The organism is Micromonospora parathelypteridis, from assembly GCF_014201145.1.
In the GTDB taxonomy this organism is placed as follows: Bacteria; Actinomycetota; Actinomycetes; order Mycobacteriales; family Micromonosporaceae; genus Micromonospora; species Micromonospora parathelypteridis.
The window spans coordinates 3,038,948-3,065,533 of the sequence record NZ_JACHDP010000001.1 but is presented as its reverse complement, the minus strand read 5'-3'; the positions used below and the strand labels follow the sequence as shown (position 1 = coordinate 3,065,533).

The window sequence follows — 26,586 nt, the reverse complement described above, 5'->3', positions numbered from 1 at the left end:
CCCTTGTCAGTAGACGCGGGAGCCGATGAAGTCGTCGTGGCCGTAGCCGACCGGGTTGGCGGCGGTACGGGCCTCGAACGACCACTGCTGTCGGGTGTTGCTGGAGCAGCCGGTCAACCGCAACCGGGGAGTGCCCAGCCACGGGCTGTCGAACGCCACGCAGAGGTTGCTCGCGGCGGCCGGCTTGATCTGGTTGCCGGCGAAGACGAACTGTTGGGCGGCGGTGCCGTTGCAGTCGTAGATGTTGACCGCCGTGCCGGAGGTCATCGAGCTGTTGGCGACGTCGAGGCAGCGGTCGTGGGAGAGCTCCGAGTGCAGCGACCGCCGGTTCTGGTCGTACCAGAAGCCCTGGTTACGCCCACCGTGACAGGAGTACGGCTGCTGCGCGGTGCCGTTGCGGGAGTCGTACCCCTTGCCGTCGACGCAGGTGCCGGTGGCCAGGTTGCGCAGTTGCTTGAACTCCAGCAGCCCCGGGTAGAGCACGCCGCTGCCGGTGCTGGCCGGGTCGACGCAGCTTGCCCGGTCCTGACCGGAGTTCCAGAACTGGGTGATGCACTGGGCGAACATGCCGTGCCCACGAGCGTTGGGGTGGAACGACTGCCGGGCGGCGTTCTCGTTCCAGATCCCGACCTCGATGTAGAGGCCGCGGACCGAGGTGTTGTCGGTGCACACCTCGTGGCCGTGGAAGAGCCGGCTGGCGTCCAGGTAACGGGTGCCGGTGTTCGCCGCGGCCGACCGGAGCGCCGACTCGAACATCGGCACCGCCTTGTTCCGGGCGAACGCCGCGTCCGCCAGGTAGAGCAGGCAGCCACCGGAGTACCAGCCGGGGAAGTTCGGGTTGTCCTCGACGTCGGGGCTGCCCGGGCTCGGGTACGACATCAGCACCAGCTCGTAGTCCGATCGCAGGTAGCCGGCGTTGGTCATGGTCTGCCGGATGTCGGTGAGCGCCGATTCCACGGCCTGCCGGCTGCCGTCGGTGCGGATCGTCCACTGGTCGGTGTAGGTGGGGTAGCAGGCGCCCTGGAAGAAGACCCGGCGGATGGCGCAGTCGGTGGCGACCGGACCGAACTGGATGGTGCCGTCACCGTTCGCGCCGACCACTACCCAGATCAGCTTCACGTTCGTGTTGCGCGCCTTGATGCCCAGGTAGTCGCCCTGGTTCAGCTCGTTGTGCTGGGTCGGGCCGCCGGCGATGAGGTTCCACGGGGTGGCACCCGAACAGGCCAGGTTGTATTGCGCGTCCGACGTGATGCCGGTGCGGAACAGCGCCTGGTCGTACGAGCGGTCGCACCAGTTTCCGTCCTGGTGGGTGCCGGGGACGTAGTTGCCGACTCCTTCGCCGGAGATCTCGCTGTCGCCCATGGTGATCAGCGCTGTGCGGCGTTGGTCGATCGGGCGGATCTGCGGGCTGCCGTAGAGGGCGGTGGCTTCGGCGGCCCGGATGGCTTCGAGGTTGGCGGGGAGTGGTTGGACGGTCGGCCGGTCGGCGGCGGTGGCGGGGGCGGCGGGTCCGGCGAGCATCGGTAGGACGAGAGCGGCGACGGCGACGGCGACGGTGATGGCCCGTCGTCGGGTCGCGCGTCCGGGCCTGGCGGGATTTGCAGGCATCGACGCACTCCTTTCAGCTCAATCGCGGGACGTCGATTGAGTTACCAGACGGTAACGTGCTGATCAATGGATGTGAATGCGTCTCAGATCCTTGCGCGCGAGCTGCAGAACCGCCCGGAACGGACCATCCGGGCGGTCGTAGCTTCGTCGGGTCAGCGACCCGGCGGCAGCGCGTAGCCGACGTAGCCGCGGAACTCCAGCCGCCAGCCCGCCGGGACGAGCTTGGCGCAGGCCGGCTTGCTGCCGGTGCACACGATCCCGTCAACCGATCCGGGGTCCGCCGGCGGTCGTTCCGGCAGCACCGACTGCAGCGACACCAGGTCCGGCGAGCGTCCGTCCGGCTGCCGCAGCAGCAGCCACCACGGGTACTCCCAGTTGTCGTTCTGCTGCACCAGCCCGATCCGACGGGCACCGCTGTCGCGGACCGCCGCCGCGGCCCAGCGGAACTCGTCAGCCCACTCCGGACGACGCACGAACCGGGTGTCCCAGTCCGAGGTGGTGAAGACCGAACCGGTGCCGACGAGCCGTCGTGGGAAGCCGTACGACACCGCGAGCACCCCGGCCAGCGCCGAGGCGGCCAGCACGGCGACGGCCGCCAGCGTGGCCACCGATCGCCGCGCCCCGAGCCTGCCCGGGTACGCGTGGCGGCGCAGCAGCGCGTCGAGCCAGAGCCCGGCCAGCGGCACCGCGAGCACCAGGGCGTAGAGGATCAGCCGGTTTCCCCACGGCTGCCACTTGATCATCGAGGTGTGCAGCAGGACGGCGGTCAGCACCACCACCGCGTACGCGCGCAGCGGCCCGGTCCGCTCGGGGTCGATCCGGCGGGGACGGGCGAGCGCGACCACCGCACCGATCAACGCCAGCGCCCCGGCCAGGGGGAACGCGACCCGATCCTCGTCCGGATACCAGGCCGGCTCCGGAAAGATCTCCCGACCGAAGGTGATCGCGCGGTCCTGCGGGTCGACCCCGATCACGCCGGCGCCGTCGATGATCGCCTCGGCTCCGGCCCGGCGCAGGGGCGCCAGCGGCGTGTCGAACGCGGTGTGCCCGATCCGCAGAGCGTTGACCAGGATCGACGGCGGATCGTGCCGTTCCATCGGGATCGATTCGCGTAGCCGGGGCGGCCCCAGCGGGTGCCCGAACTCGGCGGTCACCCGGGCCAGGAACGGGCCGACCACCACGGCCGCGACAAGCAGGATCAGCACCGAACCAGTGACCGTGCGGGCCAGCCCGCCAACCGGCCGAGGCCGCCGCCCCCCGCCAGTTGTCGTCGTCGGCGCAGCCGATGCCGCGCTCCCGGCCAGGGTCAGCCGGAGTTGGGCCAGCCCCCAGAGCACCAGCAGCGGGCCGACCGCGATCAGGCCGCTGGTCTTGGTCACCGCGGTCAGCCCGGTGGCCGCGCCCAACCCGAGGAGCGTGCCCCAGCCGGTCCGCCGACGCAGCCCATCCAGCACCAGGGTCGCCACGCAGGCCACCCACGCCGCGCAGACCAGGTCGGTCTGCGTGCTGGTCGCCTGGAGCACCACCATCGGCGTGGTCGCCAGCACGAACGCGGTGAGCAACTGGGCCCTCCGACCACCGCCGAGCTGCCCGGTGATCCGTGCGGCCACCAGCAGGCAGAGCACCCCGGCCGCCCACTGCACCAGGTTGTACAACTGGTCCCCGCCGGTGAGCAGGCGCAGGTGCAGCAGCAGATACTCGGCTCCGGGCGGGATGGTCACCTGCCGGTGGATCGCGGTGGGCCAGAAATCCAGGCCACCCTGGGCCACCCAGTGCTCCACCTTCGGCAGGTGGTACGTCTGCGAGTCGAAGTTGTTCGGCTCGGCCAGCAGCGCGACCAGCAACTCCACCAGGACCAGCCCGGCGACCGTGCCGGCGAGCAGCCGCTCGCCCCGACCCGCCGTACGCCAGGCGTCGACCGCCACGGCGAGCAGGCCGGGGCGTGCCCGACCGGTCGACGCGGGGCCGGAATCGTCCGCCTCGGGGTCGACGGCCGGGGTGGAGGTCTCGGGGGTGCCACCGGACACGACGGCGCCGACCGGCACCGGTCGTGGTTCGGCGGTGCGCGGCTGCGCGAGAAGGGTCGCCCGTCGCCGCCGCACCCCGACTGCTGTCGCGCCGGCGGCCAGGAGGAGCAGCCAGGCGGCGGCGAACGCCGGCCGGGTCAGCGCGTGCATCGCGCCGAGCACCTCGACGACGAGCACCGCGTACACCCCGCTGAGCAGGGCGGCGCGCACCACGGCGAGCCGCAGCGGTGCCACCGCGCCGGCCTCGCGCGGCCTCGTCGCGACGGTGAGCAGGAGCACCGCGGCGACAGGAACCGCCGCGAGCAGGGAGCCGGCAGCCGACATGGCGGGAAGTAAACACCATCGGGCTGAACCCGCCACGCCGACTGCCCGACGGTGGCGGCAGACGTCGGGCTGACCAGCCACGCTAGGCTATGCCTGACGTGTCGTCGCCACCGTGGAGATTCCCGTGAAGCTCTCGATCCTCATGCCGGTCTTCAACGAGGAAGAACGCATCGCGGATGCCCTCAAGCAGGCATTGGCGGTGGACTATCCGTGCGAGATCGAGTTGGTCGTCGTCGACGACGGTAGCCGGGACGGCACCGGCGAGGTCCTCGGTCGCGCCGATGACGCACGCCTGCGGGTCATCACCCACCAGCGCAACGCCGGCAAGGGTGCCGCCATCAAGACGGCGGTCGACAGCGCAGAGGGCGACTACATGGTCATCCTCGACGCCGACCTGGAGTACGACCCGCAGGACATCCCCAAGCTGCTCGCCCCGGTGCTCGACGGGCGAGCCACTGTCGTCTACGGCAACCGCACCTTCGGCAGCCACAGCGCCTACAGCTTCTGGTACGTGATGGGCAACAAGGGCGTCACGATGGCGGCCAACGTGCTGTTCAACTCGTACATCGGCGACCTGGAGACCTGCTTCAAGCTGATGCCGGTGGCGCTCTACCGGTCGCTCGACGTGCGTTCGCGCGGCTTCGGCATGGAGGCCGAGGTGACCGGCAAGCTGCTGCGGCAACGGATCCGCCCGTACGAGGTGCCGATCAGTTACCGGGCGCGTGGCCGCGAAGAGGGCAAGAAGATCACCTGGAAGGACGGCGTCGAGGCGATCTGGATCCTCGGCCGCGAACGCGCCCGCCGCCGCCCCGCCGCCTCATCCGCGCGCTGACCTCAGGAACGCGCTGATCTCAGGAACGCGCTGATCGACCGCCGCAGACCGCTGGCGTCCAGGCCGTGCCACCGGACGTGGTCGGCCGGATCTCCGTACCGGCGCAGGTCGGTCTGACCCACGCCCAGCGCGAGCAGCCGATGCGGCACGTCCGCCATCGCCCGGCTGACGATCGCGCTCGACGTTCCGGCCAGATACGGCTCGACCAGCACCACCTCGGTCCCGGCGAGCGCCCGTAGCCCGGCCGTGTCGAGCGGCCGGGGCGTGTGGGTGTACGCGACGGTCACGTCCATCCCCTCGGTCGCCGCCAACGTGGGATCGAGCATCGGCCCGACAGCCACCACCAGCGGCGCGTTCGTCCCGCCCTGCCGGAGCACCCGTAACCGGTCGGCGTCCGGGTACGCCTGAGCATTGCGCTGCTCACTGAGCCGCAGGTAGACGGGGTCGTCGGTGGCCGTGGCGTTCCGGAGCAGCGGTGCGACCTCGTCCGGGTGACCGGGCACCCGGACCGTCCAGCCGTCGCCGAGAGAGTCGAAGAGCGCCACATCCCCGGGCGACTGGTGGGTTCGGCCCTCCGCCGACCCGTCGAACGACGCGCCGATGCTGACCAGGACCGCGCCCACGCCCTGGTGGTCCAGATCCAACTTGATCTGCTCGTACGCCCGGTCCACCAGGAACGTCGCGTAGGAGTGCACGATCGGGCGGAGCCCGGTCAGGGCGAGTCCGCCGGCCACACCGACCATCAGTTGTTCCCGGATGCCGACGTTGAGCACCCGGTCGGGATGCCGGTGCGCGGCCGGGGCGAGCTGACTGGCCGAGATGTCGGCCAACACGAGCGCGGTACGCGGATCCTCGTCGAGAAGCGCGGTGGTGGTGTCCAGGAAGGCGGCACGCATGGCGGTCATCCCTTGCTCTCGACGCGGGCGACCACCAGGTGCGGCCGTCGTGGCCGGTGCCCGGTCAGCGCCGCGTACAGGCCGGTGTGGTCCCGGCCGTCGACGGTGTCGGCGGTCCAGCCGTTGACGGTGAACCGACCGGCGATGCCACCGGACCAGCCGTGTGTGGCCGACGAGTTGTCGACCACGACCGCGGTGAGATTTTCCAGGCCGGTCGCTCCCGCGTACGCGATCGCCTCGTGGTTGGAGCCCTCGTCCAGTTCGGCGTCGCCGAGCAGCACGTACACCCGGGGTGTGAGCAGCCCTTGGGCGCGCAGGCCGAGGGCGGTGCCGACGGCCAGCCCAAGCCCGTGACCGAGTGAGCCGGAGCCGATCTCGACTCCGGGCACCAGCAGTCGGTCCGGGTGGTGGCCGAGCCGGCTCTCCGGTCCGGCCAGGTCGTCGAGCCACGCATCCGGGATGAAACCGTGCGCGGCGAGCACCGCATAGTAGGCGGCTGGTCCGTGCCCCTTGGAGAGCAGGAAACGATTCCGCTCCGGGTCGCCGGCGGTTTCCGGGGTGATCCGCAGCACCCGGTCGTAGAGCACCTGGAGCACGTCGATGGTGGAGTGCGCGCTGGGCGCGTGCTTCTCGTCGCCGGTCAGTCGTCGGAGCAGCCCGGGAAGCCGGGAGCCGGTCTCGGTGGTCAGTGCGGTGGTCATGCCACTACTGTGTGACTTAAAGTGCACTTCAACTCAAGGACCTGGTGATGCAGGATCTATTGACGATCGGCGAGCTCTCCGTCCGCTCCGGCGTGGCGCCGTCGGCGCTGCGCTACTACGAGCGGCTCGGGCTGATCCGCGCCGACCGTACCGGCGGGAACCAGCGCCGGTACGCCCGCGCCGAGTTGCGGCGGGTCGCCTTCATCCGGATCTCCCAGCAGGTCGGCGTCTCGCTCGACGAGATCCGGGCCGCGCTGGAGTCGCTCCCCGAAGCCCGCACGCCCAGCCCACAGGACTGGGCGCGGCTCTCCGCGAGCTGGCGGGGCCGGTTGGACGAGAAGATCCGGCTGCTCACCAACCTTCGCGACGACCTGGATGGCTGCATCGGCTGTGGCTGTCTCTCCCTGCAGCGCTGCACGCTCTACAACCCCGGGGACGCGTTGGCCGGCGAGGGGCCGGGCGCCCGCCTGATGCTGCCCCGAGCGCCGGAGGAGCCGACTCCGGCGGACTCGCTGGCCTGACGGGCGGCACCCCGCCGCGTCACATGGGCATGAGCAGCACCTTGCCGAAGTGATCGTGCGACTCGACGATCCGGTGCGCCTGCGCCGCTTCGGTCATCGGCAGCCGCCGGTCCACGATCGGTCGGATCATGCCGGCCTCGATCAACGGCCACACCTCGTCCCGTACGCCCTGGACGATCTTCGCCTTCTCCGCGAGCGGTCGGGAGCGTAGCGACGTCGCGGCGATGCTCGCCCGTTTGGTGAGCAGCGCTCCGAGATCCAACTCGGCCTTGCGCCCACCCTGCAACCCGATCGTCACCAGCCGGCCGCCGGCCGCCAACGCGGCGACGTTCCGGCCCAGGTAGGACGCGCCCATGATGTCGAGGATGACGTCGGCGCCGCGACCATCGGTGGCTCGCCGGACCTCCTCGACGAAGTCCTGCTCCCGGTAATCGATCGGGTGTGCCGCGCCCAACTCGCGCAGCCCGCGGTGCTTGGGCTCCCGGGCGGTGGTCAGGACGGTAGCGCCGAGCGCCACCCCGAGCTGGATCGCGAAGGTGCCGATCCCGCTGCCCCCGCCGTGCACGAGCAGCGTCTCGCCCGCGCCGAGCCGCGCCACCATGACCAGGTTCGACCAGACCGTGCAGGCCACCTCGGGCAGCGCCGCGGCGTCGACCGGGTCACAGGCCGGCACCGGCAGCAGTTGCTCGGCGGGGACCGCGACCCGCTCGGCGTAACCCCCGCCGGCCAGCAGCGCGCAGACCTGCTGACCGACCGCCCACCCGGAGACCTCCGAGCCGACCACGGTGATCACCCCGGAGCATTCCAGGCCGGGGTACGCGGATGCGCCCGGCGGCGGAGGGTAGTGCCCCTGCCGTTGCAGCAGGTCAGCACGGTTGACCCCGCTGGCCCGCACATCCACGATCACCTCGCCGGGCCCCGGCTCCGGATCGGGCACCTCGGCCCAGACCAGCGCTTCGGGTCCACCGGGCTGCGGAATGGTGATGGCTCGCATGGGCCCAGTCTTCCCGATCTCACCGGGTGCCGCAGGCGCACCCTCCAGCCCATTGTGGACGCGCCAAGACGCCTGGCCGGCGCACCGGGGAGGGACGCCGGGCCGCCTGGTGCGAGCCGTGGCAGACTATGCGTGGCCGTACACCTGCGGGTTGCGGCCCGGGAGGGTTCGCCTAGTGGCCGATGGCGCTGGTCTTGAAAACCGGTAAGGCAGCGATGTCTTCGTGGGTTCGAATCCCACACCCTCCGCCCCTGCGGGCAGCCAAAACGTCCCCTGACCAGCTCGAACGCTGATCAGGGGACGTGCCTAGGGCAGGCGGTAGACCGAGACGTGCGAGCGGGAGTCGGCGGTGAACTGGGCTCCGGACCAGTCTGCGTGCCGGCTCTCCAGCTCGAAGCCGGCGAGTTGCGCCATCAGATCCAGCTCCGCCGGCCAGATGTAGCGGTGCGGCGATCGGCTCAGCCGTGCCTCCCGCCCCGCATCGAACTGGAAGTGGTGTGACACGACGTGCTGGAGCAGGGTGTCGTAGGTGTCCAGGCCGATGTAGCCGGGCTCGCAGGCGAACACCGTCGCGGCCTGGCCCGGCGGTAGCTTGCGCAGCTCGGGCACCCACAGCTCGATGACGAACCGGCCGCCCGGCGTCAGGTGCCGGGCCGCGTTGCGGAAGCACTCCACCTGCTCGGCCTGGGTGAGCAGGTTCGAGATCGTGTTGTAGACCAGGTAGACCAGGGCGAACTCGCCCGGTGCGGTAGCGGTGGCCATGTCACCGGCGATCACCGGGATCCGCGTCTCGTCGACCTTCTGCCGGAGCCGGGCGAGCATCGCCGCGGACAGCTCGATGCCGGTGACCGGCACGCCGCGCTCAGCCAGCGGCACTGCCACCCGGCCGGTTCCGATCGCGAATTCGAGCGCCCGTCCGCCGCTGGCGAGGGCACTGAGCCGCTCCACCGCCGGATCGACAACTTCCGGCGCGAACATGCCGGTGCCCGGGGTGTCGTAGCGGTTCGCGGTATCGGCGTCCCAAAGCTCGTCCTGGCGCATCCGCCCACGATCACCCGGCCGGACCGGGACCGTCCAGCGGATTTCCTCACCGCGCGACCGACAGGCCCGGGTCGTCCTCGCCACCAACCGTCGGGCTCTCGCCTAGCCGTCGGATGCCGACGCTGGGCCCAGCAGTCGGGCGGAGAGGCTCTCCTGGGCCAGCAGCCGTAGCGCGGCGATGAGTGTCTCGCCGAGGATGGTGCCGATCACGACGCTCTCGGCGATCTGGTCCGGCTCGGCGTACGAGGTGACCGCCGCCAGCTCCAGATCGGTGAACCGCTCGACGGCTTCCGCGTACGCGTCGAGGTGACCGGTGAGGCGGTCCTGGCCGAGCGCGCGCAGGGCGGTGATGGTCTCGATGAGCGTCGTGATGGCGGGCGCGTCCGGCTGCACCGCCCAACCGCGCCGCTCGACGAGTTCCCGTACCTGCGCGGCGGCCACGGCACGCATCTCGTCGTCGCCGGTCACCTGTCGGTGGGGCGTGATGGCGCGGTGCACCGTCCCGATCCGTTCGTGCAGCGGGAGGTCGTCCGAGTCGAACCCCTCCAGGACCACCTTCACGCTGGCCACGGGTAGCTGCGCCAGCTCGATCAGGGCGCGGATCAGGCGGAGCCGACGCAGGTGGCGCTCCTCGTACCTGGCCTGGTTGGGGCTGGTCAGCTCGCCGGGTGGCAGCAGGCCTTCCCGCAGGTAGTACTTGATGGTCGGCACGGGCACCCCCGACCGGCGACTCAGCTCCGCGATCCGCATTGCGTTTCCTCTCGTCAGGATGGATAGTAGCGCTATCCATAAGCGGATAGTCCCACTATCCATCTGAAACCTCGAACGGAGACTGCCGTGCAGACCCTGGCCCTCAGCACCGAGTCGCGGATCCTTGCCGGAGTGGTGCTGCTCACCATCGTCACCATCCAGGTGGGCGGCTGGTTCCTGACGCGGATCGCCCGCGGTCAGGTCCCGATGACGGACTTCCAGAAGTCATTCGCACGCGCCGGCCACGGCCACGCCGGCGTGCTGGTCCTCCTGAGCCTGATCGCCCTGCTCTATGTGGACGCCACCGGGCTCAGCGGCGTTCTGCTCTGGACCGCGAGGCTTGGCGTGCCGCTCGCCGCGATCCTGATGTCGGCGGGATTCTTCGCGTCGTCCGCCGGCCGGAACGTCACCGCGCCCAACCGGTTCGTCTGGGTGCTGTGGGTGGGCGCACTCTGCCTCGCCGCAGGGGTGGTGAGCCTCGGCGTCGGGCTGCTGACCGCCTGAGGTGTCGAGCAGCACCGTTACGCGCTCGGTCACTCCGGCGGCGTCTGCGGCGCGCCGCTCGTCGCGGCTCGCCTGGTCCACGCCTCGTAGCTGAGAAGTACGACGAGGAACGCGGTGAGCAGGCCGAGAGCGACCAGGTCGTGCAGGTATCGGCCGGCGGGAAGTAGCAGCAGAGCGGCAACGGGAGCGATGAACTGCCCCGGTCGAACGCATCGGACGCTGAGACTCAGAAAGGTCGCCCTGGCCGCCAGGAACAGGGCGGTCCCGCCGAACAACGCGATGGCCGGCATCCAGATCGAGGTGCCTCGGGGTTCCTCGTGCGCCAGCCCGGCGAGCACCTGCTCGACCCCCAGCGCCACGTAGATGATTCCCGCGAGCACCGGGAAGTGGGCGACGCTGTAGGCGTTGGCGCCCACGTGGGCCCGCTGCAGCCCGGTTGCCGTCGTCAACGCGTTCCGGGCGGTTGCTGCGCTCGCGGAGTACAACCCGTACAGGCACACCGTGACGGCCAGGGTGAGAAGGCCGGCCAGCAGGATCGGCCCACGGATCCTCTCGACCCCGACGCCAGCGCCGACTGAGATCAGGGACTCGCCGAGCGCAATGATCACTACGAGGCTGTGCCGCTCCGCGAAGTGACCGGGGCTGCGCAGGGTCCACCCGCTCAGCACCGAGGCGACCACCCCGCCGCCCAGGTCGACGGTGAGGGCCGCCGCCCAGAGGAAGAACTGTGCGGTGCCGCCGAACACGGCACCGAGGACGAGCGGGATCCAGGACAGCGCGGCGGAGGCGGTGTAGATCCGAATGGTCCGGCGCAGTTGCTGGTTGCCAGCCACAACCCAGCGGAAGAGGGCCAGATCGATGACTCGGAGCGCGACGTAGGCGAGCACCAGAATCAGCCGTTCTCCGGTCGTACCCGGTCCGGTCTCCCAGGCGTCTGGGATGACCAGCGCGACGAGGAAGATGGCTGCCATCGCGACGGTGGTGCCGGCGCGAATCAACCCGACGTCGATGGCGACGTTGTTGCCCAACCAGCAGTAGACCAGCCAGGAGATCCACAGCAGCAGGAGTACGAGGAATCCCTGCGCCAAACTCAGCGGCGCGGGTCGCTGGCTCATGAACGTGGTGACTCGGATGAGCCCGAAGACGAATACCAGGTCGAAGAAGATCTCGAACAGGGTCGTTCGGTGCGCCTCCGCGGTCGCCACCGGCCGTGCCCCGAAGATCCGCCCCATCAGGACATCTTCACCATCAATCTTTGGGCCGTTCGGCATCCGACGTCCCGGTCACTCCGGCGGGTCTGCCGCCCGCCGGCCCTCGCGAACCGTCTCCTCGGCCAGCCGCTCGACCGCGCGGCGGCGTTCCCGGGCGAGCGACTCCATGTCGGGCTTCCGTCCGGCGGTGACGACGGCGATCACGAAGTCGCGCCAGATGCCTGCCAAAGAGTTCCCCTCGTGGAACGTTGCGGCGACAACCTTATCTTTCCTCGGGTGCCTCCCGGACAGTGGCCAACCGGTCGTCGACCGCCGCCGAACGGGGTAAGAAGGGCAGGTATCTCCGCACACCGGAAGGACGCGTACCGATGACCCTGGAACGACCGATCGCCCCGGACCCGTACGAGCTGCTGCCGACGCTGCCCTCGTTCACGCTGACGAGTGACGACGTGCAGAACGGCGAGCCGATGGACGCCCGGCACGCGCATGGCAGCACCGGGGGTGACAACGTCTCGCCGCAGCTGACCTGGTCGGATTTCCCCGCCGAGACGAAGAGCTTCACGGTGACCTGCTACGACCCCGACGCGCCGACCGGCAGCGGCTTCTGGCACTGGGTGCTCGTGAACGTGCCGGTCGAGGTCACGCAGTTGCCCAGGGGCGCCGGTGGCGCGGCGGGCACCGACCTCGGCGGCGCGTTCTCGGTCCGTAACGACTACGGCCAGCAGGGCTACGGCGGTGCGGCTCCGCCGGCCGGCGACCGCCCGCACCGGTACGTCTTCGCGGTGCACGCAGTGGACGTCGACCACCTGGACCTGACCCCGGATGCCAGCCCCGCCTACGTCGGCTTCAACCTCACGTTCCACACCCTGGCCCGAGCGGTGATCCGCCCGACGTACCAGATCAAGGAGTAACCCCTGACCCCCGCGATCTTGCACTTGCTGTCCCGACATCCGTGACATAAGGGACAGAAGGGCGACCGTAAGTGCAAGATCGCGCGGGGTGGGTGGGGTGTGGGGCGGGGGGTTAGGACGGGACGCGGGCTACGGCGAAGACTGACTGGCCGAACGGGGGGCGGACGCGCTGTTCGGCGGCCTTGGTGGCGGGCAGGACGACGGAGTCGTAGACCTTGACCATCGGGCCCTCCTTCGGCATCAGCCGGAAGACCTTGGTGGCCATGAAGTAGCCGATCAGCCCGAGCGCGTTGGCGTAGTGGATCTTCTCGACGGTCAGGCCGGCCTCGGTCATCGCCGCCTCAAGCGTCTTCTTCGTGTAGCGACGGACGTGCCCGGTGGCGATGTCGGCCGGGCTCATCGCGAACTGGAACGCCGGCACGATGATGATCACGTTGCCGCCGGGGCGGACCAGGTCACGCATGCTGCCCAGCGCGCCCACGTGGTCCTCGATGTGCTCCAGGACGTTGTACGAAACCGCCGCGCTGTAGTCACCCCGGTCGTTGTGCGGCAGCAGCATCTGCCGGACGTCGATGTTCGGCCGGTCGGCGAGGCGCTCCTTGAGCTGCACCAGCCGGTCCGGGTCGGCCTCGGTGGCGGTGAACCGGGGCAGCATCTCTGACCATTCCAGCGCGTAGTCGCCGAGACCGCTGCCGATCTCGATCGGGTTGTCGCCGAGGTAGGGCAGGGCCAGTTCGATGAACCAGCGACGGTGGTTGACAGCGGTCGCCAGGCCTTCCAGCACCTCGGACTGCACGCGCTGATCCCCAGTGATTTCTGCCATGCGTCGATTCCTCACGATATGAACTCGACCCGTGCCTGGACCGACAGAGTGAATCATCCGCTGGGACGGCAGAAGAATCGGGGCATCGGGGGTGGCCGAATTGTGGTCGGGGGGTGGGTTCGTGATCGGCGGTCGGCGAACCCGGCACATAGTACGGCAGTACCCCGAAACATGTCACGGCAGCGCCATGCCCTGACTACCCTATGAATTGTCATGACTACTCCTGAACCGGACATGCCCAGCGACAGCGACGGTCCGGCCGCTGCGTCGTCGGTGCAGGGGGCCCCTGGTGGCGTTCGGCCTTCCCGCAAGGGGAAGTGGGTCGACCTGGCCGCCGTGCTGAGCTTCGTGGCGCTCGGCCTTTGGGTGACCGGTCGCCTCTGGTTGGAGCCCGGCAGTGGTGTGCGGGACAACCAGTCCGATCAGTCGCAGTTCGAATGGATGATGGCGCACGGTGCGCGAGTCGTGACGCATTTTGCGTATCCGTTCCACTCCAATCAGATGAACGTACCGGACGGCGTGAATCTGATGGCCAATACGTCCGTATTATCCATTTCATTGCCACTGACGCCGGTCACCCTGCTCCTGGGGCCGCGAGTGGCATTCCTGGTCTTTCTCACCGTCGGCATGATTGCCACCGCCACTGCCTGGTATTTCCTGCTCTCCCGGGTCCTGATCGGCACCCGTGGGCCGGCGTGGCTGGGCGCCGGCTTCTGCGCGTTCGCGCCGGCCATGGTGTCGCACGCCAATGGGCACCCGAACATCGTGTCGCAGTTCGTCGTCCCGTTGATCATTTGGCGCACGCTGCGACTCGGCGAGGCGGGCCGTTGGCTGCGCAACGGAGTCCTTCTCGCGCTCGTGATCGTCTGGCAGGCCTTCCTCAACCTGGAGATTCTGCTGATGACCGCGATCGGGCTCGGCGTGATCATCGGCGTGCTCGCCCTCGGACGTGCCGATCTGCGATCGCGGGCCCGGCCCTTCATCGCCGGCCTCGCCGTGGCGGCCGGGGTCGCCGGGCTTCTGCTGGCGTACCCCCTGTACGTCCAGTTCTTCGGGCCGGACGCGTACTCCGGGCTGTCCCGGTTGATCCGTGGCTACTCCAGCGACCTGGCCTCGTTTGTCGCGTACTCCCGCGAGGCACTCGCCGGTAGCCCGCGTACCGCCGCCGGGCTGGCCAAGAACCCGACCGAGGAGAACAGCTTCTTCGGCTGGGCGCTGGTGGTCCTGGTGATCGCCCTGGTCTGGTGGTTGCGCCGCTCGGTCGTGGTGCTCGCGCTGGCCGCGCTCGGGCTGCTCTTCGCGGTGCTCTCGCTGGGCCGGGAGGTTCGCTTCGACAACCGGGGTACGGGTGTGCCGGGACCCTGGGCGGCGCTGGAGAACCTGCCGATCCTGCACTCGGTGGTGCCGACGCGGTGGGCGTTGGCGATCACCCCGATCATCGGGCTGCTGCTCGCCTACGGTGCCGAACGCGCCCGCGAGCTGGCCAGTTCGCACCCGGCCGCGAAGGGGCAGATCCGCTTTGTCGCCGCGACCGTGCTCACGATGGCCCTGTTGCCGATCGTCCCCACTCCGCTGCCCGTGACCCATCTCAACCCGGTGCCCACCTTCGTGACCAGTGGGGCCTGGCGTCCGTACGTGACAGGTGGGCGCAGCGTGGTGGCCCTGCCGTTGCCGGACAGCACCTACGCGGAGCCGTTGCGGTGGTCTGCGGCGACCCGACTCGACATGCCGCTGGCCCGTGGCTACTTCCTCGGCCCGGACACCCGCCCGAACGCCGAGGCCCCGCGGGTCGCGTTGTTCGGTGCGCCGCCCCGCCCCACCAGCAGCTTCTTCGGCACCATCCGGCGCACCGGGGCGGTGCCGCCGATCACCCCGCAGGGCCGGGTCCAGGCGGTCGACGATCTGCGCTTCTGGCGGGCCGGTGTGGTCGTCCTCGGACCGCACGAGCACGAGACGGCGCTGCGCCGGGGGATGACGGAGCTGACCGGGATCCAGCCGGTCTTCACCGGCGGCGTGTGGGTGTGGGACGTCCGATCGTTGACCGACTGAGCTTGCGACTCAGGGCAGGACAGCTAGCGGACGCAGCAGCCCTGGCACACCTTCGGGGTGGGCAGGGTGAAGGCGAGGCAGCAGGTGCGCCGCTGCACACTCGGCTCACCGGTCGGCCCTGGCACCAGCTCGATCAGGTCGGCCAGGTCGAGCGCGCCGAGCAGGGTGTCGATGCTCTGCACCGTCGAGCCGGGCAGGCCGTCCGCGGCCCGCAGGATGCCGTGCGCGATGCCGGAGGCGACCGAGCCGAGCAGCGTCCGGGTGCCCACCCGGACCTCCGACTGGATCGCCGTGATGAGCGGCGTTAGGTGGGCGTCGAGCAGTGAGGCGCGCAGCGCGGCCAGCAGCTCCGCCTCGTCGGCGACGACCCGCACCTCCGGCAGGCCGGCGAGCGCCAGCGGGTCGCTCGGCAGCACCGCCACGGTGGTGCCACGACGCAGGCCCAGGGTGAGCAGTTGCCGGTGGTCCTCGAAGTGGATCAGCACGTTGGCCGGATCGACCAGCGGCACCCGCCGGGCGGAGGCCCAGCCGAGCACGACCGGCAGCGCGGTCCAGTAGCTGTACGACTTCCAGGCCAGCGCCGCGCAGGCGTGCGGGGTGCCGCCCCAGCGGACAGCGGCGCCGCGCAGCAGCTCCGGCAGCCGACTGCCGTCGATCAGGGTGGTGGCGGGCGCCCAGCCGAACTCGTCCTCGACCACCAGGCCCCGGGCGAGCCCGGGAAGGTCGTCGGTGCCGAACATGGCCCGTAGCGCCGCGGTGACGGGGGCGAGCGGCGTGGCGATGGTGTCCCGCCTGGGCATCACCGCTGTCACCTGATCCGTCCCCCCGTGCGCGTGACCGAGGAGTGTGCCTCGGCGGATGACCAGTGTCGTCCTGAGCTAAGGCTAGCCTAACCAGGCCTTCGAGTCTAAGGGAAGCCTCACCTTGGTTGGATCCGGAGGCCCAGGTCACCCCGGCTTCCGGCGAAAGCAGCGCGTCGTGCTCCGCGTACTACCCGGCGTGAGCGCGGAGAAACAGCGCGCAGGATCGATGATCATCGGTTACTTGTCAAGCGGAGTGTCGAAAAGGTGCCAGTTGCGTGTGCGCTCACGCACAGAACGTGAAACTTATAGCCCCGGCCACGAGGAAGCTGATGACGACCTCACCCCTCGAACGGGCTGCCGACTCCTTCGCGGCCGAGCTCGCCCGACAACGGACCGGGCGAGGGCTGTCCAAGAAACAACTGGCCGTCCTGATGGGGTTCGACCCGTCCTACGTGAGCCACGTCGAAGGGCGCCGACACCGCCCGACCGAAGACTTCGCCCGCCGCGCCGAGGCCGTCCTGGAGGCCAGCGGCGCGATCTGGCAGCGCTTCCGGGAGTACGACGACCTACGGCACGCCCGCACGGGTCAGTCGCACCGTGAGCCGTACCTGCCCGGACAGTGGCTGCCGCCCGGCACCGGCCTCGTCGTGGAGCGGGAGCTCGCCACCCTGATCCACACCGACGACGGCTACCGGTGCGTCATCCACCGAGAGCTGTACAACGCCGGCACCGAGCCGGTCACCCGCTACCTGGTCCGGGTCGCCGTCGACCGCTACCCGAACGACCCCGGCCGCTCCAACCGGCACCACCGGGAGCACCAACTCACGTTCGCCGAGCTGCAACTACAGGCCCGCCGGGACGACGGCAGCGGTGATGCGGAGCCGATGCACTGGCGAGCCAAACACGACCGGGACGCGTTCAAGGAGATCTGGCTGCTCTTCGAGAACGAAGAGCGGCGCTTTCCGCTCTACCCCGGCGACCGGGCCACCATCGAGTACGCGTACAGCGTCGGGCACGAGAAGTGGGGTCCCTGGTTCCAGCGGGCCGTCCGGCTACCCACCCGGCAGCTCGCCGTACGCCTCGACCTGCCTGCGGCGCTCGACCCGCAGGTCTGGGGCGAGGAGACCTCGCTCTCCGCGGAGGAGTGCCCGCTGCGGACGGCGCCGCAGCGTCACGACGAGGGTGACCGGGCAATCTACGACTGGCAGACCGACGACCCACCGCTGAACGCCCGCTACCGGATGCAGTGGCGCTTCCGTGCCCGTCCGGACACCGACGCGGACGGCGTCCCCGGCGGTGTCCGAGTTCGGCCCAGCGACCGGATGCGCGGTCTCGGCATCGTGCAACGCGGCGCCGACCTGCTTCGCCAGCGCGTCCGCCCGTTCGACCTGCCCGGAGAGGAGCAGATCGCCCGGGACGTGGTCGACCGGCTCACCAGGGCACTGGCCCGGCTCGACGAGCTGCACCCGTTCAGCAAGGGGGTGGGCGTTGCCGCCCCGCAGCTCGGCGTCGGCCGGGCGGCGGCCGTGGTGCGGCCCCCCGACCGGTTGGCCGATCCGGTCGTGCTGCTCAACCCCCGGGTCGTCGACGCCGACCTGGACACCGACGAGCAGTACGAGGGCTGCCTGTCCTTCTTCGATCATCGAGGTCTGGTGCCCCGGCCGCTGCGACTGGACGTGGAGCATGCCCAGTGGGACGGCAGCCGGATCATCACCTCGTTCGAGTTCGGCATGGCTCGGCTGGTCGCACACGAGATCGACCACCTGGAGGGCCAGCTCTACGTCGACCGGATGGCACCTGGCGTGCCGCTGGTGCCGGTGGAGGAGTACCGCGAGACCGGGCACCCCTGGCGCTACTGACCAGAGGGGGGACCGGGGCGCGTGCCCCAGGGGGCAGGGGCACGCGCCCCGGTGTGGGGGGAGGAACGTCTAGAGGTCACCGAAGGTGTCGTAGCGGATGTGCGGCGGCGGCACCTCGTCCGCGGCGAGCACCCGCAGCGTGGACCGGACCATCCGGGCCGAGCCGGAGACGTAGCAGTCGTGCGTGGTCCACGGGCCGTACCGGGCCACCACGTCCGGGATGTCGCCCAGCTCACCGTCGAAGTCCGGGTCGTCACTGCAGGCCGGGGTGACCGACAACCACGGGTGTACGGCGACCAGCTCCTGCAACCCGGCCAGGCCGTACAGGTCCGCCGAATGGCGGGCACCGTAGAAGACGTGCACCCACCGGGTCCGGTTGTAGGTGGCCAACTCCTCCACCAGCGCCTTGATCGGTGCCAGGCCGACCCCGCCGGCAACGCAGAGGATGTCCCGGTCCGAGGCGCGGTCCAGGGTCATCGACCCCATCGGTGCGGCCAGGCGAAGCAGCTCACCCGGCCGTACCCGACGCACCAGCGCGCCGGACACCCAGCCGGCCCCCGGCGACCGGACGTGGAACTCCAGGACGTTGTCGCCCTTCGGGGCGTTCGCCACCGAGTAGTTCCGCCACACCCGGGGGTGATGGCGCGGGACCTCCAGGCTGACGTACTGCCCAGCCCGCCAACGCAGCGGATGCTGCAACGCCCGGCAGGTCAGCACGGCGGTGTCCGGGCCGTACCGCTGGTGGGTCAGCACCTCGGCGTGCCAGAACGGCGGGTCCTCGTCGTCCGCGGCCCCGGCGATCATCAGGGCGGCGATCGCCGCGTACGCCTCCCGCCACGCCTGGTCGTACTCCAGGTTCCAGCCGTCACCGGCGGTGCTGCGCAGCGCGTCCAGCAGGGCCACCCCCACCGTCGCGTAGTGCTGGTCGGCCACGTGGTACTTGCGGTGGTCGCGGCCCAGCGCCCGGAGAAACTCGTCGAAGCTCTCCGGGTCGTCGACGGTGTGGATCGCCGTGATGATCGCCTCCAGGAGGCGGTCGCCCTGGCCGGTCATCTGCACCGGGAAGAGTTGCCGCAGGGCGGGGTCGAGCAGGAACAGCCGGGCGTAGAAGTGGCCGCCCAGTCGGGCCCGGTCGTCTTCGACGAGGGTCCAGCTCTCCTTCAGCAACCGCGCGAGGTTGTCCATGCGGCGCTCCTCCTCCAGTCGGCAGCGGATCGGGCGCCCATAGAATGTCCACGGAGAGTGTCGACTGGTCGCACAGAATGTGCGATCGGCTCATGCTGGCCGGTCAGCCGTGTCAGTGGTGCCGCCCGTCGGGCAGAGTGGTGCGGTGACCGTTGAGCTGACCCGCCCGGTGTCCCGCCGACTACTGGGCACCGAGACGCTGCTGGTCCTCGGCCTCTCCCTCGGCCAGTCCGCGGTCTACGCGGTGGTCTCGATCATCGCGAAGCTGACCGCCGAGGGTCCGCTCTCCAAGCAGACCGCCTCGCTGAACACCTCGGCGTCGACCCGACACTGGCTGGACCTGACGTACCAGCTGCTCGGCATCGTGTTCGCGCTGCTTCCGGTGCTGCTCGCCGTACACCTGCTCAGCCGCGACCCCGGCGACCCTGCGCGGACCCTCGGCCTGGACGCCCGGCGGCCCGGCCAGGACCTGGCCCGCGGCGCTGGCCTGGCCGCGCTGATCGGCCTGCCCGGGCTGGCCCTGGTCTGGGTGGCGGCTCAGCTCGGCCTCAACGCCACGCTCGTGCCGGCCGCGCTGCCGGACGTCTGGTGGGCGATCCCGGTGCTGATCCTCGCCGCCGTGCAGAACGCCGTGCTGGAGGAGGTGATCGTGGTCGGCTACCTGGTCACCCGACTGCGCCAGTTCCAGTGGCGGCTCGCCGCGATCATCGCGACCAGCGCGCTGCTACGCGGCTCGTACCACCTCTACCAAGGCTTCGGCGCGTTCGTCGGCAACGCGGTGATGGGCGTCGTGTTCAGCCTCTTCTACCTGCGCACCCGGCGGGTAATGCCACTGATCATCGCGCACACGCTGCTCGACGTGGTCGCCTTCGTCGGCTACGCGCTGCTGCCCCGGGAGTGGTTCGACTGGCTCTGACCGGTCAGCGCCCGGCTGGGTCGGTAGGCGGCCGCCGTTCGGGCCGCGAGCCGGTCGGCCGCCGCCGCGTCTCCCAGCGCCGCCGCGAGCACCGCCGCTCCCGGTAGCAGCCGGGCCACCAGCCGCAACGCAACCCAACCGCTGGCCTGGGCGGTGAGCGGCGCGGCCAGCCGCCAGGCCGCCTCTGCCGCCCGCGGCCAGGCCCCGTCGACCGGATCGCCCGCCTGCTCTGCGGCAGCCAGGGCCGCCCGCGCGCTCGCCGGGTCCGGATGCACCTGGGTGAGCACCAGCAGCTCGACGGCCCGGGCGGGATCGGCTGGATCCTTGCCGTAGGCCGCAGCAAGGTGCAGCACCAGATTCGCGTGCGTCCACAGCACCGAGGCCAACTCGGCCAGCGGCGCGAAGAGACCGGCCAGCGCCGCGGTCGCCCCGCCCGCGCCCGCCGAGCGGACGAACCGCTGGGTGGCCAACCGGGCCAGGCCGTCCGCCGACGCGTCCGGGTACCGGACCCGCAGGCGCTCGGCCCACTCGGCCGCGCCCGGCCCGAGCGCCCGCACCGCGGCCAGAGCCAACAGCTCCGGCGCGAAGCCCGGGTGGTCGAGCACGCGCGCGGCGACCGCCCGCAGCTCCGATTCCGGGGTATGCCCCAGAGCCGGGGCGGTCTGCGCGGTGGTGGGGGTTGCCGGTGCCCTGTCCTGCTCGGCTACGGGCTCTCTCGGCGTCGTGCTCTTCCGAGCGGGCGCCGCCCGTTTGGTGGGGCTCGGGGCACGCTTGCGCGGGGAGGGTGCCGGCGCCGCAGCCGGTGTGCTCGGGGTCACATCGGCCGTCGTTGTGGGTGCCTTCCTGGTGGCGGCCTTTCGAACGGGGGTGGTTCGGGCCTTCGGCGGCCGGGTCGCCGGCTCGACTGCCGCCGGGCCTGGCTCACTGCTGCCTCCGGTGGCGGTTGGCGGGTCTGCTTGCTCGCTGCTCGGCCGGCTTGGCTGGTCGTCGGTCGGGTCGGTCGGCGGGCGGCTCGGCTGTCGGGGCAGGAGGCGGTCCGGCTCCGGTGGCTGGAAGAGCACCGCCGGGGCGGCCTTGGCCCGTCGAGGACGCTGGCTCGCCGGAGCGGCGGCCGGCGGTGCCGCCGTCTCCGCGGGCTGCTCGGCAACAGCCGGCGGCGTGAAGGTGGCCCGCGGGGAGCGCCGACGCGCTCTCTCAGCAGGCTCTCGACGGGTCGACTCGCTGGGCGGCTGCTCCTGCATATCGATGGAGCGTAGTCCCGATCACGCTGCCGCACAGCGCCGAAACACGGGTCCGGGTGGCCGCGGTGGGCGTACCCCGGAAGTCGTTTTGCTCCCGGTGGGTAGCGACCTGTATTCTCGGGCGCGGTGGTCTGCGGGCCACCTGGGAGACTTCGCCTAGTCTGGTCTATGGCGCCGCACTGCTAATGCGGTTGGGGTCTTAAAGCCCCTCCCGGGTTCGAATCCCGGAGTCTCCGCGCGAAAGCCGGGTGTGTAGACTGGCTGAGCACGAGCGCCCGTAGCTCAATGGATAGAGCATCTGACTACGGATCAGAAGGTTAGGGGTTCGAGTCCCTTCGGGCGCACAGAGCAGGAAAGAAAGAGCCCCCGACCAGCCAGAACGGCAGGGTCGGGGGTTCTTTCACGTCCGCCGGAATCAGGCTTTGATATGCCGCTCAGGCGAACGGGACAGTGGTCGCGATGAAGCGGTCCGGGCGCACGATCGTCGCTTGTCCTTTTGCAAACCTGTCCACGTCGGCGAAGACGGCGCCGTGCGTGGTGAGCCACGCCATGGTGCCGGCGTCGAGGCCGCAGGCCTCGCCGCCGATGACGCCCCACCGGTTGCCCAGCAGCGCGTCGAGGTTGGTGCGCCGGCCGTCAACGACGAGCGGGGCATCGGGCAGTTGCCGGGTGCCGTCGGGGAGGCGCTCAGGCGCTGCGGCTGCCCTGGCTACGCGCGCGTCGAGGCCTGGGAGCATCCCTGCGGTCCGCACCAGTCCGCGCAGCGCGGCTGCCGTGAAACGGTTGCGACCGAGCATCACCCGGCCGGTGAGTAACGCCGTGCGGGTCATCCGCGCCACGGCTGGCCGCCGCTCGCGCTCGTAGCGGTCCACGTCGCCGGGCGCGTCGGCCAGCAGCCAGGACAGGGTCGCGACATCGCGTAGGCCGGCGCCGAGGCCCTGACCGGTGAACGGCGGCATCGAGTGCGCCGCGTCGCCGGCGAGCAGCACGCGGCCGCGGCGCCATGCCGAGGCCGTACGGGCATGGAACGTGAACACCGCGGCCCGCTCGACCCGCAGCGCCGCAGGATCCGCCCATGGCTGGATCAGCTGGTCAATCCGCGCGACCATGCCGACCGGGTCCTCGTCGGGCAGCAGCATCCACTCCCACCTCCGAACGCCGGGCCGCTCGAACGTCACCATCGGCCGGGCCGGGTCGAGCACGTGGGAGAACATCGGCTCGCCGGTGCTGTGCCCATCGGTGCGGGCGTCGACCACCAGCCACGGCTCCGGGTAGCTGACGCCGTCATAGGAGGCACCGATGAGGCCCCGCACGGTGCTCGACGCCCCGTCGCAACCGACGAGCCACGCGGCGGTCAGCGTCGAGCCGTCGTCGAGCGTGACGGCGACGATGTCGCCCGACTGCTCGAGCGCTGTCACCGACCGACCGGTGTGGAGGTGCACCGTGGGCATCCGCGCCAGTCGGTCGCGTAGTGCCCGCTCCAGGCGGGGCTGGTCGAGCATGACGCCAGCCGGGACGCCATCCGCCAGACGAAGCGTCAGCAGCGGGCGGCGATCGGGGCCGAGTAGTTGCGTACGGCGCAACGGCGTCGCCCACTCGTCCCAGTCGTCCAAGCCGTCGATGCGGCGGAGGATCCGCTGCACGTGCGAGTCGAGGACCGCCGCCCGCGGGTGGGCGTGCGGCCCAGACCGGGCGTCGGACGCCGGGTCCACGACGACGACGCGGATGCCACGGTCACCGAGCAGTGCGGCGAGCACGGCTCCGACCGGTCCACATCCGGCAATCACCACATCCGTGTCCATGGGTCAATGTTCTTACGTGGCCGCGCGGGAGGACATGGCGCAGCACCGGAACCTGGTCGCGGAGTCCGGGGCGCACTGCGCGGTGGCGGTCCTGGCGTTATGAATAGGCGCGACCCGGCCCGAACTCCGGGCTGGCCTGACGACGTCCGAACAGCGCCCGCAGCACGGAGGCGACGAAGACGACTGACGCGATGGTCAGCACCAGGGCCACGGGAGCGATGTGCTCCGCCTGCCACTCGAAGTCGCCTGCGGTGATGGTCGTCTGGTCGACGCCGAGGACATCCATCGACGGCAGCAGTGCGGCCGGGTACCACAGCGGCGCGTACGAATATGGCAGGCTCACACCACCGTTGAGCGTCCAGTAACCGGTCCCGTCGTAGATCAACGCACTGTCGACGACAACTGCCACATCGCAGGCCACCAGCGTCGCGACACACAACAGCACGACGGCACTCTTGGCGTGCCCCGACCTCGCCAGCCGACTCGCCAGGATCGCGCCCAGGCCGAGGAGCACCGCCCAGACGGTGGCGGTGAGCGCCTCGATCGGCAGGTACTCGGCGCGTAGTCCGTGCGCAAAAAGCACCAGGAGCAGCACCGCAAGTGTCCACAACAGACCGAGTCGCTTGATCATCGGCCAGGTTGCATTCATGACGTGAGGCTACCGCAGATCGACTACCGTGGCTGTCAGCGGCTCAGATGCTCAAGTACCGATGTCGGCCGTTGGTGGGTATGCGAGCGGGTGGTGGAGCCTCCTTGGCGGTGGCACCGAGGCGGGCGGAGATTGCGTTGGCCTCTTCGAGCGCTCGTCGGGCGGCCGGCGAATCGGTGCGCGCGTAGGCATGGCTGAGGCTTGCCAGTGCCGCGGCATGCATGGAATGCCAACCGCGTGTCCTCCACAGCGCGACGGACTCCTCAAGGTGGTCGACCGCGTCGGTGGGGCGATCCTCCGCCAACTCGATCTCGCCCAGCACCATCAGCGCTTCAGCCAGGTGGTGGGCCATGTTGTGCTCGCGACTGAGTATCACCGCCGCTTCGGCCGTCGCCCGCGCGGTGGAGGCGCCGCGTCGCTTCTCCAGGCGGGCCAACGCGATCAGGGTGAACACGTGGGTGTAGGTGTCGCCGTGGCGTAGGGCGATGCTCATCGACTCGTACAGCATCTGTTGGCTTCGCGCGAAGTCGCCGAGGTCAGCGTGGGCGATGCCGGCGAACTGCAGCACGGTCGCGACCCAGCGCGGGTTGTTCAATGCGCGTGCCTCGTCCAGCATCTCGATGAGTAACGCGGCGTCCGCGAAGCGCCCCTGTTCGTAGCTGACGATCGACAGTGCGAGCCGAGCTCGAATCCGACCGCCTCGGTGATCCGACCGCTCGGCGAGTTGCAGGGCCTGACTGGCGTACGCAGCCGCCGCGGAGTGGTCGCCGGCGGCGGCGAGTGCCCACGCGCACATCACCGCGGCGTCACACATGCCCGGCTCGTGTCGCAGCTTGGTGAACATGGCCAGTAGCCGCTGCGATTCCTCGTGGTGGCGGGACATGGCGTCACCGGAGGGCCGGTCGTCGATCCACGTCGTCACATCGATGAGCCCGCGCAGCATGACGGCCTCACCAAGGCGGTTACCCGCGGCCCTGCACACGGACAGAACCTCGGTGTTGATGTCGGCCCAGTCGCGGTACATGCCGCGCACGTCGAAGTATTTCTCCATGCATCCGGCCAGGTCGAAGGCCAGGTCGTCACAGCCGAGTACGCAGGCTTGCCGGATGATCGACAGCAGCGTCGCCTTCTCGGCGTCGAACCACCGTGCCGGGTCGGGATCCGACAGGTACGGATGGGACCAGTCCATCGGCGGCCGCGCGGCAGGTCCGCTGATCGCCGCGTAGCAGGGCCCCGGGATGTGCCTGGCCATCCGCTCGGCGACGGCGAGCCAGCCACCGAGTCCGCGGCGCAGGGCGTCCGCTGTCGCCTCGCGAGTTTCCTCCAGGGCCGCGCGTTCTCTGGCGAACAGCCGCACCAGATCGTGGAACCGGTAGCGGTGCTGGCCGCAGACGTCGGTGCCGACGGCGGTGAGTAGTTGCGCATCCACCAGCGCTTCGGCGTGCGCCATGCCGCTGTCCAGTGTGGTCCCGAGCACGACGGCGGCGAACCACACCGGGAAGTCCGGCAGGTCAAAGACGCTGAGTAGGAGGAGCAGTCGACGTGTCTCTGGCTCGAGCGCTTGGTAGCTGAGTGTGAGTGAGGGGCGGACGGCCAGGTCGCCGGCCGCCAGGTGGTCCAGGCGTCGGCGCTCGTCGCCGAGCATCGTCGCCAGTTGTCCGAGTCGCCAGGTCGGTCGCCCGGCCAGGCGGGCGCCGGCTACCCGTATCGCGAGCGGGAGGCCGCCGCACAGCCTGACGATCTGTGTCGCCTCGAGGTGCTCGGCCGTGACCCGGTCGACGCCGGCGACACTGGCCAGCAACCGCAGCGCGGTCGCGGTTGGGAACACGTCCAGGTCGAGGCGGCGGGTCCCCTCGATGCCCGTCAGACGCGATCGGCTGGTAATCAACACCGCGCATGTCGCTGTTGCCGGGAGAATGGGTCTGACCTGCGCCTCGCTCGCAACGTCGTCCAGCAGCAGGAGCACCCGGCGACCCGCGAGGTGGGTGCGGAAGAGTTCGGCACGCTCGGTCTCGTCGGCAGGAATCATCCGGCTGTCCAGGCCCAGGGCGCGTAGGAACCTCGCCAGGACGTCGCTGGAGGGCAGCGGTGACGTTTCGGCTCCACGCAGGTTCACGTACAGCCGGCCGTCCGGGTACGCGACGGCCAGCCGATGCGCGACATGCACGGCGAGGGTCGTCTTGCCGACGCCGCCCATGCCGCTGATGACGGCGATGGGAGTGGCATTGTGGTGCCGGCTGTCGTGCTCCAGGCCGGCCAGGTGCTGGTACAGCGTCGTCACGTGCTCTTCTCGGCCGGTGAAGTCGGCGATGTCCGTGGGCAGCATGGCGGGCACGAGGTTGCGGGCAGGCGCCTGCCACGGGCCTCCGGGCAACGCGGGCGAGGTGTCGTCGCCGACGGTGCTGGTGGAGGCGAGGGCGTCACGTACGGCCACCCAGCGCACAGCGGCGGCGGCGTCGAGCCCGCACGCCTGGACGAAGGTCGAGACCAACTCGCTCCTGGGCAGGCTGGAACGGCTGAGCATGGTCGCCGTGGTGCTCGCGGGCATGCTGTCACCTGCAGCCGCCGCCTGCCGCGCGAGTTGACGGTAGGTCTGCGTCGACCAGGCTCTCAGTCGGCGCAGGGCGGCGAGGAACTCCGCGACGCTACGGACCTCGTCTGGATTCGGCGGCGGGACTACCGGCACAGCCACGACACCATCGACCCTCGGCCGAGGTACGCCACCGCCATGCCGCCCAGCGCGGACGGTGGTTGAAGCTGATCGGCGCAGTCCCGGATGCCTCGAATCATTGTGCTTCCCCCGTCGGTGATGCGATGGCTACACCATCATCATTATCCATCTCCGGGAGATCTCTCCGACCCCGAAGATCATCGGCAAAGGGTCGCGTCGGGGCCGCCAGGGGGTCAGCCCGCCAGGTGAATGATGGGTCAAGTTCGTC

General features: G+C 70.3%; 23 protein-coding genes and 3 tRNA genes. 10 read left to right on the top strand and 16 right to left on the bottom strand.

The window, feature by feature from the left end; translation table 11 throughout:
- Positions 1–6: 6 nt before the first annotated feature.
- The gene (locus tag HNR20_RS13640; protein WP_184179720.1) at positions 7–1,608 is read right to left on the bottom strand and encodes a ricin-type beta-trefoil lectin domain protein; all 1,602 of its coding nucleotides are present in this window, start codon (positions 1,606–1,608) and stop codon (positions 7–9) included.
- A gap of 152 nt (positions 1,609–1,760) precedes the next feature.
- Positions 1,761–3,959, bottom strand: a complete 2,199-nt coding sequence (locus HNR20_RS13635; protein WP_184179716.1) for a glycosyltransferase family 39 protein — start codon at positions 3,957–3,959, stop codon at positions 1,761–1,763.
- A gap of 124 nt (positions 3,960–4,083) precedes the next feature.
- Here HNR20_RS13635 and HNR20_RS13630 point away from each other — a divergent pair, with 124 nt between their 5' ends.
- The gene (locus HNR20_RS13630) at positions 4,084–4,791 is read left to right on the top strand and encodes a glycosyltransferase family 2 protein (RefSeq protein ID WP_184179714.1); all 708 of its coding nucleotides are present in this window, start codon (positions 4,084–4,086) and stop codon (positions 4,789–4,791) included.
- A 2-nt stretch (positions 4,792–4,793) separates the two neighbouring features.
- Here HNR20_RS13630 and HNR20_RS13625 read toward each other — a convergent pair whose 3' ends face one another.
- Positions 4,794–5,687, bottom strand: coding sequence for a transketolase family protein (locus HNR20_RS13625; protein WP_184188425.1), 894 nt, complete (start codon positions 5,685–5,687; stop codon positions 4,794–4,796).
- Between the two features lie 5 nt (positions 5,688–5,692).
- Positions 5,693–6,388 carry a thiamine pyrophosphate-binding protein gene (locus HNR20_RS13620; protein ID WP_184179711.1) on the bottom strand — a complete coding sequence of 232 codons (696 nt, stop codon included), beginning with the start codon at positions 6,386–6,388 and terminating at the stop codon, positions 5,693–5,695.
- Positions 6,389–6,435: 47 nt separating this feature from the next.
- Between HNR20_RS13620 and soxR the strand changes: the two genes are divergently transcribed.
- Complete coding sequence (soxR, locus tag HNR20_RS13615) at positions 6,436–6,909, top strand: redox-sensitive transcriptional activator SoxR (protein WP_184179708.1); 474 nt, start codon at positions 6,436–6,438, stop codon at positions 6,907–6,909.
- A gap of 19 nt (positions 6,910–6,928) precedes the next feature.
- On the opposite strand, the gene HNR20_RS13610 is transcribed toward soxR, so the two are convergent.
- The gene (locus HNR20_RS13610; protein WP_184179705.1) at positions 6,929–7,903 is read right to left on the bottom strand and encodes an NAD(P)H-quinone oxidoreductase; all 975 of its coding nucleotides are present in this window, start codon (positions 7,901–7,903) and stop codon (positions 6,929–6,931) included.
- A 161-nt stretch (positions 7,904–8,064) separates the two neighbouring features.
- Here HNR20_RS13610 and HNR20_RS13605 point away from each other — a divergent pair.
- Positions 8,065–8,151 (top strand) — tRNA-Ser (locus HNR20_RS13605).
- A gap of 58 nt (positions 8,152–8,209) precedes the next feature.
- Here HNR20_RS13605 and HNR20_RS13600 read toward each other — a convergent pair.
- Positions 8,210–8,944: a class I SAM-dependent methyltransferase gene (locus tag HNR20_RS13600; protein ID WP_184179701.1), complete on the bottom strand. Its 735-nt coding sequence runs from the start codon at positions 8,942–8,944 to the stop codon at positions 8,210–8,212.
- Between the two features lie 102 nt (positions 8,945–9,046).
- Positions 9,047–9,694: a MerR family transcriptional regulator gene (locus HNR20_RS13595; protein WP_184179699.1), complete on the bottom strand. Its 648-nt coding sequence runs from the start codon at positions 9,692–9,694 to the stop codon at positions 9,047–9,049.
- A gap of 87 nt (positions 9,695–9,781) precedes the next feature.
- On the opposite strand from HNR20_RS13595, the gene HNR20_RS13590 reads away from it, so the two are divergent.
- The gene (locus tag HNR20_RS13590) at positions 9,782–10,198 is read left to right on the top strand and encodes a hypothetical protein (RefSeq protein WP_184179696.1); all 417 of its coding nucleotides are present in this window, start codon (positions 9,782–9,784) and stop codon (positions 10,196–10,198) included.
- 29 nt (positions 10,199–10,227) lie between these two features.
- On the opposite strand, the gene HNR20_RS13585 is transcribed toward HNR20_RS13590, so the two are convergent.
- Together HNR20_RS13585 and HNR20_RS13580 are read right to left on the bottom strand one after the other, a co-directional pair.
- The gene (locus tag HNR20_RS13585; RefSeq protein WP_184179693.1) at positions 10,228–11,430 is read right to left on the bottom strand and encodes a low temperature requirement protein A; all 1,203 of its coding nucleotides are present in this window, start codon (positions 11,428–11,430) and stop codon (positions 10,228–10,230) included.
- Positions 11,431–11,481: 51 nt separating this feature from the next.
- Positions 11,482–11,637, bottom strand: a complete 156-nt coding sequence (locus HNR20_RS13580; protein ID WP_184179690.1) for a hypothetical protein — start codon at positions 11,635–11,637, stop codon at positions 11,482–11,484.
- 140 nt (positions 11,638–11,777) lie between these two features.
- Here HNR20_RS13580 and HNR20_RS13575 point away from each other — a divergent pair, with 140 nt between their 5' ends.
- Positions 11,778–12,320 carry a YbhB/YbcL family Raf kinase inhibitor-like protein gene (locus HNR20_RS13575; RefSeq protein ID WP_184179687.1) on the top strand — a complete coding sequence of 181 codons (543 nt, stop codon included), beginning with the start codon at positions 11,778–11,780 and terminating at the stop codon, positions 12,318–12,320.
- A 112-nt stretch (positions 12,321–12,432) separates the two neighbouring features.
- On the opposite strand, the gene HNR20_RS13570 is transcribed toward HNR20_RS13575, so the two are convergent.
- Positions 12,433–13,143, bottom strand: a complete 711-nt coding sequence (locus HNR20_RS13570) for a class I SAM-dependent methyltransferase (protein WP_184179684.1) — start codon at positions 13,141–13,143, stop codon at positions 12,433–12,435.
- 213 nt (positions 13,144–13,356) lie between these two features.
- Here HNR20_RS13570 and HNR20_RS13565 point away from each other — a divergent pair, with 213 nt between their 5' ends.
- The gene (locus tag HNR20_RS13565) at positions 13,357–15,192 is read left to right on the top strand and encodes a DUF6311 domain-containing protein (RefSeq protein ID WP_184179681.1); all 1,836 of its coding nucleotides are present in this window, start codon (positions 13,357–13,359) and stop codon (positions 15,190–15,192) included.
- A 23-nt stretch (positions 15,193–15,215) separates the two neighbouring features.
- Here HNR20_RS13565 and HNR20_RS13560 read toward each other — a convergent pair whose 3' ends face one another.
- Positions 15,216–15,992 carry an IucA/IucC family C-terminal-domain containing protein gene (locus HNR20_RS13560; RefSeq protein WP_184179678.1) on the bottom strand — a complete coding sequence of 259 codons (777 nt, stop codon included), beginning with the start codon at positions 15,990–15,992 and terminating at the stop codon, positions 15,216–15,218.
- A 332-nt stretch (positions 15,993–16,324) separates the two neighbouring features.
- On the opposite strand from HNR20_RS13560, the gene HNR20_RS13555 reads away from it, so the two are divergent.
- On the top strand, positions 16,325–17,854 hold the full coding sequence (locus HNR20_RS13555) for a peptide deformylase (protein ID WP_184179675.1): 1,530 nt from the start codon (positions 16,325–16,327) through the stop codon (positions 17,852–17,854).
- A 69-nt stretch (positions 17,855–17,923) separates the two neighbouring features.
- On the opposite strand, the gene HNR20_RS13550 is transcribed toward HNR20_RS13555, so the two are convergent.
- Positions 17,924–19,039 carry a globin domain-containing protein gene (locus HNR20_RS13550; protein ID WP_184179672.1) on the bottom strand — a complete coding sequence of 372 codons (1,116 nt, stop codon included), beginning with the start codon at positions 19,037–19,039 and terminating at the stop codon, positions 17,924–17,926.
- Positions 19,040–19,184: 145 nt separating this feature from the next.
- Here HNR20_RS13550 and HNR20_RS13545 point away from each other — a divergent pair, with 145 nt between their 5' ends.
- Positions 19,185–19,955 carry a CPBP family intramembrane glutamic endopeptidase gene (locus tag HNR20_RS13545; protein WP_184179669.1) on the top strand — a complete coding sequence of 257 codons (771 nt, stop codon included), beginning with the start codon at positions 19,185–19,187 and terminating at the stop codon, positions 19,953–19,955.
- On the opposite strand, the gene HNR20_RS32300 is transcribed toward HNR20_RS13545, so the two are convergent.
- Positions 19,916–21,196 (bottom strand): hypothetical protein, encoded by a 1,281-nt coding sequence (locus HNR20_RS32300; protein WP_229687037.1) that lies wholly within the window; start codon positions 21,194–21,196, stop codon positions 19,916–19,918. The genes HNR20_RS13545 and HNR20_RS32300 overlap by 40 nt on opposite strands.
- 145 nt (positions 21,197–21,341) lie before the next feature.
- Here HNR20_RS32300 and HNR20_RS13535 point away from each other — a divergent pair.
- Both HNR20_RS13535 and HNR20_RS13530 read left to right on the top strand, forming a co-directional pair.
- A tRNA-Ser gene (locus HNR20_RS13535) sits at positions 21,342–21,432 on the top strand.
- 35 nt (positions 21,433–21,467) lie between these two features.
- Positions 21,468–21,540, top strand: a tRNA-Arg gene (locus tag HNR20_RS13530).
- A 90-nt stretch (positions 21,541–21,630) separates the two neighbouring features.
- Here the strand turns inward: HNR20_RS13530 and HNR20_RS13525 are convergent.
- The 3 genes from HNR20_RS13525 to HNR20_RS13515 all read right to left on the bottom strand — a co-directional run bounded on the left by HNR20_RS13525 (position 21,631) and on the right by HNR20_RS13515 (position 26,195).
- Positions 21,631–22,998: an FAD-dependent monooxygenase gene (locus HNR20_RS13525; protein WP_184179666.1), complete on the bottom strand. Its 1,368-nt coding sequence runs from the start codon at positions 22,996–22,998 to the stop codon at positions 21,631–21,633.
- Between the two features lie 97 nt (positions 22,999–23,095).
- A complete protein-coding gene (locus tag HNR20_RS13520; protein ID WP_184179663.1) occupies positions 23,096–23,647 on the bottom strand; it encodes a hypothetical protein in 552 nt (183 codons plus the stop codon).
- Between the two features lie 43 nt (positions 23,648–23,690).
- Positions 23,691–26,195, bottom strand: coding sequence for an ATP-binding protein (locus HNR20_RS13515; protein ID WP_184179660.1), 2,505 nt, complete (start codon positions 26,193–26,195; stop codon positions 23,691–23,693).
- Positions 26,196–26,586 lie beyond the last annotated feature (391 nt).

Excerpts from the sequence above, each read along its gene's own strand:
- HNR20_RS13640 (WP_184179720.1), bottom strand. The coding sequence starts at position 1,608 with ATGCCTGCAAATCCCGCCAGGCCCGGACGCGCGACCCGACGACGGGCC.
- HNR20_RS13635 (WP_184179716.1), bottom strand. The coding sequence starts at position 3,959 with ATGTCGGCTGCCGGCTCCCTGCTCGCGGCGGTTCCTGTCGCCGCGGTG.
- HNR20_RS13625 (WP_184188425.1), bottom strand. The coding sequence starts at position 5,687 with ATGCGTGCCGCCTTCCTGGACACCACCACCGCGCTTCTCGACGAGGAT.
- HNR20_RS13620 (WP_184179711.1), bottom strand. The coding sequence starts at position 6,388 with ATGACCACCGCACTGACCACCGAGACCGGCTCCCGGCTTCCCGGGCTG.
- soxR (WP_184179708.1), top strand. The coding sequence starts at position 6,436 with ATGCAGGATCTATTGACGATCGGCGAGCTCTCCGTCCGCTCCGGCGTG.
- HNR20_RS13610 (WP_184179705.1), bottom strand. The coding sequence starts at position 7,903 with ATGCGAGCCATCACCATTCCGCAGCCCGGTGGACCCGAAGCGCTGGTC.
- HNR20_RS13600 (WP_184179701.1), bottom strand. The coding sequence starts at position 8,944 with ATGCGCCAGGACGAGCTTTGGGACGCCGATACCGCGAACCGCTACGAC.
- HNR20_RS13595 (WP_184179699.1), bottom strand. The coding sequence starts at position 9,694 with ATGCGGATCGCGGAGCTGAGTCGCCGGTCGGGGGTGCCCGTGCCGACC.
- HNR20_RS13585 (WP_184179693.1), bottom strand. The coding sequence starts at position 11,430 with ATGGGGCGGATCTTCGGGGCACGGCCGGTGGCGACCGCGGAGGCGCAC.
- HNR20_RS13575 (WP_184179687.1), top strand. The coding sequence starts at position 11,778 with ATGACCCTGGAACGACCGATCGCCCCGGACCCGTACGAGCTGCTGCCG.
- HNR20_RS13570 (WP_184179684.1), bottom strand. The coding sequence starts at position 13,143 with ATGGCAGAAATCACTGGGGATCAGCGCGTGCAGTCCGAGGTGCTGGAA.
- HNR20_RS13565 (WP_184179681.1), top strand. The coding sequence starts at position 13,357 with ATGACTACTCCTGAACCGGACATGCCCAGCGACAGCGACGGTCCGGCC.
- HNR20_RS13560 (WP_184179678.1), bottom strand. The coding sequence starts at position 15,992 with ATGCCCAGGCGGGACACCATCGCCACGCCGCTCGCCCCCGTCACCGCG.
- HNR20_RS13555 (WP_184179675.1), top strand. The coding sequence starts at position 16,325 with ATGACGACCTCACCCCTCGAACGGGCTGCCGACTCCTTCGCGGCCGAG.
- HNR20_RS13550 (WP_184179672.1), bottom strand. The coding sequence starts at position 19,039 with ATGGACAACCTCGCGCGGTTGCTGAAGGAGAGCTGGACCCTCGTCGAA.
- HNR20_RS32300 (WP_229687037.1), bottom strand. The coding sequence starts at position 21,196 with ATGCAGGAGCAGCCGCCCAGCGAGTCGACCCGTCGAGAGCCTGCTGAG.
- HNR20_RS13525 (WP_184179666.1), bottom strand. The coding sequence starts at position 22,998 with ATGGACACGGATGTGGTGATTGCCGGATGTGGACCGGTCGGAGCCGTG.
- HNR20_RS13520 (WP_184179663.1), bottom strand. The coding sequence starts at position 23,647 with ATGAATGCAACCTGGCCGATGATCAAGCGACTCGGTCTGTTGTGGACA.
- HNR20_RS13515 (WP_184179660.1), bottom strand. The coding sequence starts at position 26,195 with ATGCCCGCGAGCACCACGGCGACCATGCTCAGCCGTTCCAGCCTGCCC.